Below are 8,900 nucleotides of genomic sequence, written 5' to 3' on the forward strand. Positions count from 1 at the left end.
GTTAGCGCTTCCTTGGCGCCGGTCCCCGGGGACCTTGACACTGTCTTGACGTGACCTGGCCCGATAGGGTGAGGGCAGGTGTGCCGGGAAGTCTGGTCGGCCGGGGAGCCACGGCGGTTCTCCGTTAGCCCCAGGGGGACGGCATGCGCAGCGTCGGTACGGTTCTCGCCCTCGTGGTCCTCGCCACGGTGGTCGCCACGTTCGCGCGCCGCTGGCGCATCCCCGCCCCGTCCCTTCTCGTGGTCGCCGGTCTCGCAGTGGCGCTGCTGCCCGGCACTCCGCAGATCGAGATCAGCCCCGAGATCATCGGCCTGGTCGTGCTGCCGCCGCTGCTGTACGCCTCCGCCGAGGAGATGCCCTGGCGCGAGCTGCGGGCGGTGTGGAAACCGGTCGGGATCCTCGCCATCGGGCTGGTGCTCGCCTCGGCCGCCGCCGTGAGCGCGGTCGCGGTGTGGGTGACACCGCTGTCCTGGCAGATGGCGTTCGTGCTGGGCGCGGTCCTGGCCAGCACCGACCCCGTCGCCGTCACCGCGCTCGGGCGGCGCCTGTCCCTGCCGCCGAAGGTGCAGGTCCTCGTCCAGGCGGAGAGCCTCTTCAACGACGCCACCTCGCTGGTGCTGGTGCGGGTGGCGGCCGGCATCGCCATCGCGTCGGCGGCGGCGAACTGGGGAGCGGCGGGCGGGCAGTTCCTGCTGCTGGCCGGCGGCGGCACACTGATCGGCGCCGCCGTTGCCGGGGTGATCACCCTGATCCGGCGGCGCACCGAGGACCCGGTCCTGGAGACGGTGATCGCCCTGGTCACCCCGTACGCCGCTTACCTGCTGGCGGAGGCCGCGCACACCTCCGGCGTCACCTCCTGCGTCGTCGCCGGCGTCGTCCTCGGCGGCCGGGGCGACCGGCTCACCAACGCCCGCATCCGCCTCCAGCTGCACGCCGTCTACGGCACGGTGGTCTTCCTGCTGGAGAGCGTGGTGTTCTCCCTCATCGGCCTGGCGCTGCCCGCGGAGGTGCGGGCCCTGGCCGACGGCGACCATGCGTGGCCCCTGTACGCCCTCGCCGTCGCCGGCACGCTCATCGCCGTACGGCTGCTGTGGATCGCCCCGCTGTCGGCGGTCGTCCAACGCAAAGGCGCGGTCGGCCGGATGAACTGGCGGATCCCCGTCGTGCTGACCTGGGCAGGCACCCGGGGTGTGATGCCACTGGCCGCCGCCCTGTCCATCCCGGAGATCGCAAAAGACGGCACCGCCCTCGCCGACCGGCCGCTCGTCCTCGTCCTGACCACCTCGGTCGTGGTCGTCACCCTCGTCGTGCAGGGCTTCACCCTCGCCCCGGTCGTCCGCCGCTCCGGCATCGCCCTGGAGCCCGCCCACACCGAACGCGAGGAGGTCGAGGCCCGCTCCCACCTCGCCCACGCCGGCCTGGCCCGCCTGGAGGAGCTCGCAGAGCTGGAGGCCGCACCCGACATCGTTCTCGACCGGCTCCGCCGCGGCCTGACCGCCCGCCTCGAAGACGCCCGCGAGCGCCTCACGGAACAGAACGCGACCACGGTCGCGTCCGAGTCCGCCGACCTCGTCTACCGCCAACTGCGCCGCGACCTGATCGCCGTCGAGACCGCGGAACTGCAGCGGCTGTACGACACCCACCGCATCAGCGACACCACCCGACGGCGCCTGCAACGCTCCCTGGACCTGGAGGAGGCCCGGCTGGCGGACGCCTAACGGAACTCGGCCAGCCTGGGCCGCAGCCCCAGGGCAGTGAGAGCGACGGCGACGGCGAGCAGCCCGCCCGCCCACGGAAGCAGGCCGGTGACCGCCGAGCGGCCCGCGTCGACGGACGCCGTGAAGTGGGCGCGGTTGATGTCGGTCACCTTGTCCAGGGCCGCCGTCCACGCCCCGAATTGCGCGTTGGAAGTGCCCGGGTCCCAGCCCATGCAGAACTCGACGGCCTCCTTCTCCTTCCCCGTAGCCAGCAGGGCCCGTATCTTCCGGTCGTCGCGCTGGTAGACGGCGTAAGCGTCAACCGTCTTCTCGGCGGCGACCCGCTCACCAGGGAAGGTGATGTTGTCCAGTTCCCGTCGGAACTCGCCGGTGAAGCGCAGATCGTGGTGATCGGACGCGTACGCCTGCCAGGTACTGACGAGTTCGGCGTCGTACGACGAAAGAGTCGCCCCCTTCAAGCCGTACAACTCCTGCGACTTGGCGAGGAACGACTGTGCGTACTGGTCGCGGCGCTGCGGGTCGAGGAGGTAGCGGCTCTCGTCGGCGTTGGCGTCGTACGCGATCGCCCGGGCCCGCGAGAGAGCGACGACCGAGTCGAACGCGTCGCGCCGGGCGCCCCGCAGGTGCGCCGCCGAGGAAGCCAGCATCTGGACGCCGAGGACCACCGCGAGCAGCGTGCACACGGTGGCGGCGAGGAGAGGCGGGTTCAGGACGCGCCGGAAGCGTCGAGTCAGGTACCACTGCAGGACGCCGAGGGCAGCCAGCAGGAGCAGGACGAGGGCGACCGTGGCCCACAGCTGACCGGAGAGGGTGGAGCGTGCGGCGGTGTACTCCGCGTCAAAGGCACTGTCGTTCGAGGACACCAGCCTGCGCGATGCGGGCAGCAGCCTGCTCTGCAGCAGGTCGGTGGCCCTGCGGTAGTCCACGAGGGCCGACGGCTTGCCGCCAGGACGCCCGTCGTTCTCCAAGGCGCGTCCGATGAGCTCCTGGTACTCGGCGAAGTCGTCGGCCAGGTTCTCCACCGTCTTCTCGTCGGGCCTGTCCCCCTGCGCGGCGACGGCGAGGGTCCGCAGATCGTGCCCGATCTCGCGCCGCGCGTCGCCGTAGAAGCCGACCGCCTTCGCGTACGGCGTCCGCAGGCGGCCCTTCCCCGCATCGCCGTTGGACAGCAGGGTGTTGGCGGCCTGGGCATCCATGTCGTTCAGAGCGAGGTCGAGGTCGGCGGCGCTGGTCGTGCGCGGCGCATCCCGTCCGGCCACGCCGTCCCACATGCCGTTCGCCGCCAGGCCGGCGACGGTCAGCAGCACCGCCAGGGCTACGGCGAGCAGAACCGTGGCCGCACGCAGAAGACGCAGCCGCGCGGGCACGGTGGCCCAGTAACGGCGGCGTAGAGCGGCCCGCGCGGCCATGGTTTGCCGGGCCGGGCGCAGCCCCGGACCGGGATCGCGCGAACCCTCCGGTCCGCGGGGCCCGGAGCTGCCACCGGCCGGGGCGACCGCCTCTTGCCGTGGCGGTGTCTTCCCCTCGGTCCGAGGAGCCTGACCCTGCGCTGTGCCGGCCGTGAGAGTCACGGTCCCTCCAACGTCACGCCACGGACGGTCGCCCGTCCCCCGTCGTCGATCAGTCTGTGACCGGATTCCGCCACGGACAGGTGTCGTTGACGGGTTCCTGATGGCTGCTCAGCTGGGTTTGACGGGACCTTGACGTGGGTCGCACCTGCTCCGTACGGGGACTGCAAATTCCTTGCCGAGCTGGGTTGTTCGCCTACCGATCGCGACAAGCACCAGCGCGTGGCGTCCCGTCGTCCCGCGCCGACGTCCGCACACCACCGTGCGGTGCCGAGGAGGACCGCACCGCCGCCGACCGCCTCATCGCCAGCGCAGGCATCGACGCCGGAATGGCGACCTGGGGAACGGATCGACTGCGGCCCTCTCACAGAACTCACACCACTGGTCATTTGTGAGAGGCGTGCACGTGCCTCTTCTGCTGAGTCCGCCTGGGGTTGCCGGCCGGGCATGAGTGCGCCCGGGTCGAGGGCCTGGACGAGGGTGGTGTCGCCCTCACGGCGGACCACGACGTTGCCGGGCAGGAGCAGCCCGATGATGCGGTCGCCTATACCCCGCCGGGCGTCAGGCGAAGCCTTGAGGGGCGCTTCCCGCCTCCGGAATACCCCCCTGGGTATAGCTGTTAGAGTGAGTGTTCAGATACCCCCCGGGGTACGTCCTTCGAAAGGAGTCATGAGCCGTGTTCTTCGTCGACACCCTGGTATTCGAGGGCCTGGGTAACCGCAGCTACCTGGCCGGCGGGCTCCATGCGGCGGTGGTCATAGACCCGCCGCGTGACATCGACCAGGTCATAGCCGCAGCGGCCCGCCGTGGGGTGCGTATCGCTTTCGTGGCCGAGACCCATGTGCACAACGACTACGTCACCGGCGGTCTGGAGCTGGCGCGCGTCACCGGCGCGGGGTATCTGGTGCCGGCCGGGGCGAACGTGTCGTTCCACCGCACCCCGGTTGCCGACGGCGACACGGTGACGGTGGACGAGGGTCTGGTGCTGCGCGCCATTGCCACTCCCGGGCACACCCCGCACCACACCTCCTACGCCCTGACCGAGGACGGGCGCGGTGTGGCGGCGTTCACCGGCGGATCGCTCCTGATCGGCACCGTCGGCCGCCCTGACCTGGTCGAGCCGCGGCTGACCGAGCAGTTGGCCCGCGCCCAGTACGCCTCCGCCCATCGGCTGGCTGACGAGCTGGACGACGAGGTGCCGGTACTGCCCACCCACGGCTTCGGAAGCTTCTGCTCCTCCTCCCAGGCCGAGGGGGACGCGACCACGATCGGCAAGGAGCGCGAGACCAACGACGCACTGACCCTGGACGTGGACACCTTCGTCGCCCAGATGCTCGCCGGGCTGGATGCCGTGCCCGCCTACTACGCGCACATGAGCCCGGCCAACACCGAGGGCCCTGCGCCGGTCGACCTCACCCCGCCGAGGCGTGCGGACGCCGAGGAGATCGCCTCCCGGCTGGCCGCGGGTGAGTGGGTGGTGGACCTGCGCGGCCGCATGGCCTTCGCCGAGGGGCACGTGGCCGGGTCGTTCAACTTCGAGGGCGAGGGCAAGCTCGCCACGTACCTGGCCTGGCTGATCCCGTGGGGCAGGCCCGTCACCCTGCTCGGCGACACCGCGGAGCAGATCGCCGACGCGCAGCGGGAGCTGGCGCGGGTGGGCATCGACCGCCCGGCCGCCGCCGCCATCGGCGACCCGGCCGGCTGGATCCGTGAGGGCGAGCGGCTCGCCTCCTTCCCCCGCGCCCGCTTCGCCGACCTCGCCGATGTCCGTGAGCGCGGCGATGCCGTGGTCGTGCTGGACGTGCGCCGGGACTCGGAGCGTGCGGGTGGCTACCTCGACAGCTCCGTCCACATCCCGATCCACGAGCTGCACGGCCGCATCGGCGAGGTGCCGGACGGGGTGGTGTGGGTGCACTGCGCCGGCGGGATGCGCGCGGCGATCGCCGCCTCCCTGCTGCATGCCGCCGGCCGCGACGTGGTCGCCGTCGACGACGGCTTCGAAGCCGCTGCCGAGGCAGGACTGACCCTCACCCGCCCCGACGGCACCGACTGACACGCCCTGACGCGCCAGCGCACGAAAGTGATCCAACGATGTTTTCGCTTCTCCGCCGCGGCCCCGGCCGCCTCACCCCCCGGCAGGCCCGTCAGCGGACCGGCGACGGCACCGCCGTCCTGCTGGACGTCCGCGAGACACCGGAGTGGAGCGCCGGGCACGCGCCCGACGCCCTGCACCTGCCCCTCTCCCGGCTTGCGGCAGGGGCGCCGCTCCCGGCGGCCGCGCAGGGCAGGCCGGTGGTCACGATCTGCCGCTCCGGTCACCGCTCCCAGCAGGCCGCCAAGCTGCTGGCCGGACGCGGCGTTCAGGCCGCGGACGTCACCGGCGGCATGACCGCCTGGGCGCGTGCCGGGCTGCCGGTCATCGGTCCGGGTGGCAACGAGGGTGTCATAGCGTGAGTGCCCTGATCCTGGCCCTGATCGCGGGGGCGGTGGTCGGACTCGCGCTCGGCGCGCTCGGCGGGGGCGGCAGCGTCCTGGCCGTCCCTGCGCTGATCTACCTGCTCGGCTTCACCCCGGCCGCCGCCACCACCGCCAGCCTGATCATCGTCACCGCCACCTCGCTCACCGCCCTCTACGCCCACGCCCGCACCGGCACCGTCCGCTGGAAAGCCGGCGCCCTGTTCGCCGCGGCCGGACTCCTGCCCGCGGCCGCAGCCGGAGCCGCCGCATCCCGCCTGCCCCAGCCGGTACTGACCGCCGCATTCGCGGCTGTCGCCGCACTCGCCGCCGTCGGGATGCTGCGCCCCAGCCGCAGCGCCACCGGCCCGGCGGCTGGCGAGGCACGGCCCGCCAAGGCCGCCGGAACCGGCGCAGGGCTCGGCGCGCTGACCGGTCTGCTCGGGGTCGGCGGAGGCTTCCTCGCCGTCCCGGCCCTGGTCACCGTGCTGGCGTTCGAGATGCAGGCCGCCGTAGGCACCAGCCTGCTGGTCATCTCGGCAAACGCGCTGGCTTCCCTGGCGACCCGCGGCGCCACCACCGCCGGCGTCAACTGGGCGGTCGTCGGCCCTTTCACCGGGGCGGCGATCCTGGGCGCCTGGGACGGCAAACGCCTGGCCGCCAAGGTCACCGGCACCCTGCTGCGGCGCACCTTCGCCGTCGTGCTGCTGGCCGTGGCCGCCTTCATGCTCGTCGACGCCTTCACCTGAAGGGTCAGACGGATGATCGGCGCCGCGGCATCACGGCTCAGGCCAGGGACAGGAACAGCTTCTCCAGCCGAGTGCGCATCTGCTCCCGGTCGCCGGAGGCGGCCATGTCCGCGTCGGTCAGGCAGTGCTGCAGGCCGGTGGCGATGATCGCGAAACCGGCCTTGTCCAGAGCCCGGGACGCCGCGGCGAGCTGGGTGACGACGTCCTCGCAGTCCCGCCCCTCCTCGATCATCTTGATCACCCCGGCGATCTGGCCCTGCGCCCGACGCAGCCGGTTGACCACCGTCTTCAGTTCCTCGGCCGCCATCGCCAGTTCCACAACCCACGCTCCTTCGCTTAGATACCCCCTTGGGTATCTTACCGAAGGGGCGACCCGGACCAAGCAAAGGAAAATCCCCGTGGCACCCACCACCGCCCTCACCGCCGGTCAGGCCAACGCCCGCCTGCACGAGCTGACCGTCATCGACGTGCGCACTCCCGGCGAATACGCCGTCGGCCACCTGCCCGGCGCCCACAACATCCCCCTCGACCGTCTCGATACCGCCCTGCCCGCCCTGAAGACCGCCGCAGGACGCGGCGACCTCCTCATCGTGTGCGCCTCCGGCGCCCGCTCCGCGACCGCGTGCCGGCGCCTGGCCGAGCACGGCATCACCGCCGCCGCCCTCACCGGCGGGACCACCGCCTGGACGCAGCTCGGTCACGACACCCACCGCCCGGCCGGCACCCGCGTCCCCTGGGCCATGGACCGCCAAGTCCGCCTCGCCGCCGGATCCCTCGTCCTGACCGGCCTGATTGCCGGGCAACGCTGGAATGCGGCCCGCTGGCTCTCCGCGGGCGTCGCGGGCGGGCTGGTCTTCTCCGCCCTCACCAACAGCTGCGGCATGGCCAAGATCCTGGCCAAGCTCCCCCACAACCAGCTCAAGGCCACCGACTTGGACGACACCCTCACCGCCCTGACCGGCTGACCTCCGGGCCGCGAGGCGGGGCAATCACCGCCTGCTCAGCGTTCTCCCGCGAGCCCTTGCGGTCGGCGCAGACCGGGCGAAGCCGGCGGAGCGGACCTGGGCCTTGTCCCCGGCGAGGCGGGTGCGAAAGGCGGCGCCCATCTGGGAGCGGCCGGCGTTGTGCACGCAGACGAACAGCACGGACGGGGCGGCGGGAGTGCTCATGAGGTCGGGGCGCTTTCTTCAGCAGGTCGGGCGAGTGCGGCGGACTGCTGGTCGCCGTGCGGGAGAGCAACTTCTTCGGCTGTAGCAGGGGCCGGGCGGCCGAAGCAGGCCGCGACCACGGCCAGACCGAAGTCGCGGTACCTGAACCGCTCCCGGATCTGGCCCGCGTGCTCGTACACCGTCGACCGGCGCTCCGGATACTGCTTGACGCACGACGCGTCATCGATACCGAGCTGCCCGACCAGGGACTCCTCGGCCTCCCACGACACCTCCGGGGGTCCTCGCCGAGGACCGGCCGACGTAGCGGACCGTGCAGATCTGCACCGCCATCCCCAGCCGGTGGGCGTGCGTACGAGGCAGCGCGATCAGATCACGGTCGTCATCGTCAAGGAAGATGAACCGCTCCAGCTCCGGGCGCGTCGGCACCTCGGTGAACGTCCCGTACGCCTCGGCCTGCTCATCAGTCAGAAACTCCACTGGCCCGAAACGGACCTGAGGGCCTGTCCGGCGGATCATGCCGGGGCGGGCCACTGGCGCTGAATCGCTGTGGCGTCCCGCCGGACGAGGAGCTGGGTGGAGCAGGTTGGGTCCGTCGATAAATCCGTCGACATCGGTCGCGGTGATCGGGGACGCTTCGCGCGATGACCAGAATCGACGACACCCCGCCCGCGTGGGACGAGCGCACCCAGCTCACCACGTTTCTCGACTACGCACGTGACACCGCCCGCGCCAAGTGCGAGGGCGTCTCCGCGGAGAACGCACGCAAGGCGCTCCTGCCCGGCTCACCGCTGATGACCATGAGCGGACTGATCAACCACCTCCGCTGGGTCGAGTACTACTGGTTCCAAGTGGTCTTCCTCGGCGAGGAGGACCGGGGCCCCTGGACCGAGGAGGACCCCGACCGCGAGATGCGTATCGCCGTCGACTTCCCGCTCACGCAGTTGCTCGATGAATACGCTGAACAGAGTGCCCGCTACCGCGAATTGGTCGCCGGGAACGGCCTGGACAAGCAGGCCCAGCGAGCCGTCCGCAACGGCCTCCACGTCGACCTGCGCTGGATCCTCCTCCACCTCACCGAGGAGACGGCCCGCCACAACGGCCACCTGGACATCCTGCGCGAGATGCTCGACGGCACGACCGGCGACTAGGGTGCGTTTCAAATGTGCTGGTCATAGCCATTCGTTGATGGCTGCGACCAGCACGGTCGCCTCGTAGCGGACCGCCAACTTGTCGTACCTTGTG

The 8,900-nt window shown here is 71.6% G+C and carries 9 protein-coding genes and 2 pseudogenes; 6 read left to right on the forward strand and 5 right to left on the reverse strand.

Going from position 1 to position 8,900, the window contains the following annotated elements:
- Positions 1 to 143 precede the first annotated feature (143 nt).
- Positions 144 to 1,718: a Na+/H+ antiporter gene (locus AB0958_RS16645; protein ID WP_366891152.1), complete on the forward strand. Its 1,575-nt coding sequence runs from the start codon at positions 144 to 146 to the stop codon at positions 1,716 to 1,718.
- On the opposite strand, the gene AB0958_RS16650 is transcribed toward AB0958_RS16645, so the two are convergent.
- Positions 1,715 to 3,127: a hypothetical protein gene (locus tag AB0958_RS16650; protein WP_366891153.1), complete on the reverse strand. Its 1,413-nt coding sequence runs from the start codon at positions 3,125 to 3,127 to the stop codon at positions 1,715 to 1,717. The genes AB0958_RS16645 and AB0958_RS16650 overlap by 4 nt on opposite strands.
- 608 nt (positions 3,128 to 3,735) lie before the next feature.
- Positions 3,736 to 3,828: pseudogene (locus tag AB0958_RS16655) on the reverse strand (DUF302 domain-containing protein); the annotation flags it as partial.
- Between the two features lie 134 nt (positions 3,829 to 3,962).
- Between AB0958_RS16655 and AB0958_RS16660 the strand changes: the two are divergent.
- The 3 genes from AB0958_RS16660 to AB0958_RS16670 are packed head-to-tail and all read left to right on the forward strand — an operon-like array spanning position 3,963 to position 6,489.
- Entirely contained in the window at positions 3,963 to 5,339 is a 1,377-nt protein-coding gene (locus AB0958_RS16660; protein WP_366891154.1) for an MBL fold metallo-hydrolase, read from the forward strand.
- Positions 5,340 to 5,377: 38 nt separating this feature from the next.
- Positions 5,378 to 5,740 (forward strand): rhodanese-like domain-containing protein, encoded by a 363-nt coding sequence (locus AB0958_RS16665; protein ID WP_366891155.1) that lies wholly within the window; start codon positions 5,378 to 5,380, stop codon positions 5,738 to 5,740.
- Positions 5,737 to 6,489 carry a sulfite exporter TauE/SafE family protein gene (locus tag AB0958_RS16670; protein WP_366891156.1) on the forward strand — a complete coding sequence of 251 codons (753 nt, stop codon included), beginning with the start codon at positions 5,737 to 5,739 and terminating at the stop codon, positions 6,487 to 6,489. The genes AB0958_RS16665 and AB0958_RS16670 overlap by 4 nt, the downstream gene beginning before the upstream one ends.
- A gap of 37 nt (positions 6,490 to 6,526) precedes the next feature.
- On the opposite strand, the gene AB0958_RS16675 is transcribed toward AB0958_RS16670, so the two are convergent.
- The gene (locus tag AB0958_RS16675; protein ID WP_010358257.1) at positions 6,527 to 6,808 is read right to left on the reverse strand and encodes a metal-sensitive transcriptional regulator; all 282 of its coding nucleotides are present in this window, start codon (positions 6,806 to 6,808) and stop codon (positions 6,527 to 6,529) included.
- Positions 6,809 to 6,887: 79 nt separating this feature from the next.
- Here AB0958_RS16675 and AB0958_RS16680 point away from each other — a divergent pair, with 79 nt between their 5' ends.
- The gene (locus AB0958_RS16680) at positions 6,888 to 7,454 is read left to right on the forward strand and encodes a rhodanese-like domain-containing protein (protein WP_366891157.1); all 567 of its coding nucleotides are present in this window, start codon (positions 6,888 to 6,890) and stop codon (positions 7,452 to 7,454) included.
- A gap of 24 nt (positions 7,455 to 7,478) precedes the next feature.
- On the opposite strand, the gene AB0958_RS16685 is transcribed toward AB0958_RS16680, so the two are convergent.
- Positions 7,479 to 7,658 (reverse strand): hypothetical protein, encoded by a 180-nt coding sequence (locus AB0958_RS16685; protein ID WP_366891158.1) that lies wholly within the window; start codon positions 7,656 to 7,658, stop codon positions 7,479 to 7,481.
- Positions 7,659 to 7,810: 152 nt separating this feature from the next.
- A pseudogene (locus AB0958_RS16690) lies at positions 7,811 to 8,174 on the reverse strand (DUF4158 domain-containing protein); the annotation flags it as partial.
- 125 nt (positions 8,175 to 8,299) lie between these two features.
- Between AB0958_RS16690 and AB0958_RS16695 the strand changes: the two are divergent.
- Positions 8,300 to 8,806, forward strand: coding sequence for a DinB family protein (locus AB0958_RS16695; RefSeq protein WP_366891159.1), 507 nt, complete (start codon positions 8,300 to 8,302; stop codon positions 8,804 to 8,806).
- Positions 8,807 to 8,900 lie beyond the last annotated feature (94 nt).

Source organism: Streptomyces sp. NPDC006655 (assembly GCF_040703965.1).
Lineage (GTDB): Bacteria > Actinomycetota > Actinomycetes > Streptomycetales > Streptomycetaceae > Streptomyces.

What these genes read in the sequence shown, in the direction of transcription:
- AB0958_RS16645 (WP_366891152.1), top strand. Translation starts at nt 144, where the DNA reads ATGCGCAGCGTCGGTACGGTTCTCGCCCTCGTGGTCCTCGCCACGGTG.
- AB0958_RS16685 (WP_366891158.1), bottom strand. Translation starts at nt 7,658, where the DNA reads ATGAGCACTCCCGCCGCCCCGTCCGTGCTGTTCGTCTGCGTGCACAAC.
- AB0958_RS16650 (WP_366891153.1), bottom strand. Translation starts at nt 3,127, where the DNA reads ATGGCCGCGCGGGCCGCTCTACGCCGCCGTTACTGGGCCACCGTGCCC.
- AB0958_RS16695 (WP_366891159.1), top strand. Translation starts at nt 8,300, where the DNA reads ATGACCAGAATCGACGACACCCCGCCCGCGTGGGACGAGCGCACCCAG.
- AB0958_RS16665 (WP_366891155.1), top strand. Translation starts at nt 5,378, where the DNA reads ATGTTTTCGCTTCTCCGCCGCGGCCCCGGCCGCCTCACCCCCCGGCAG.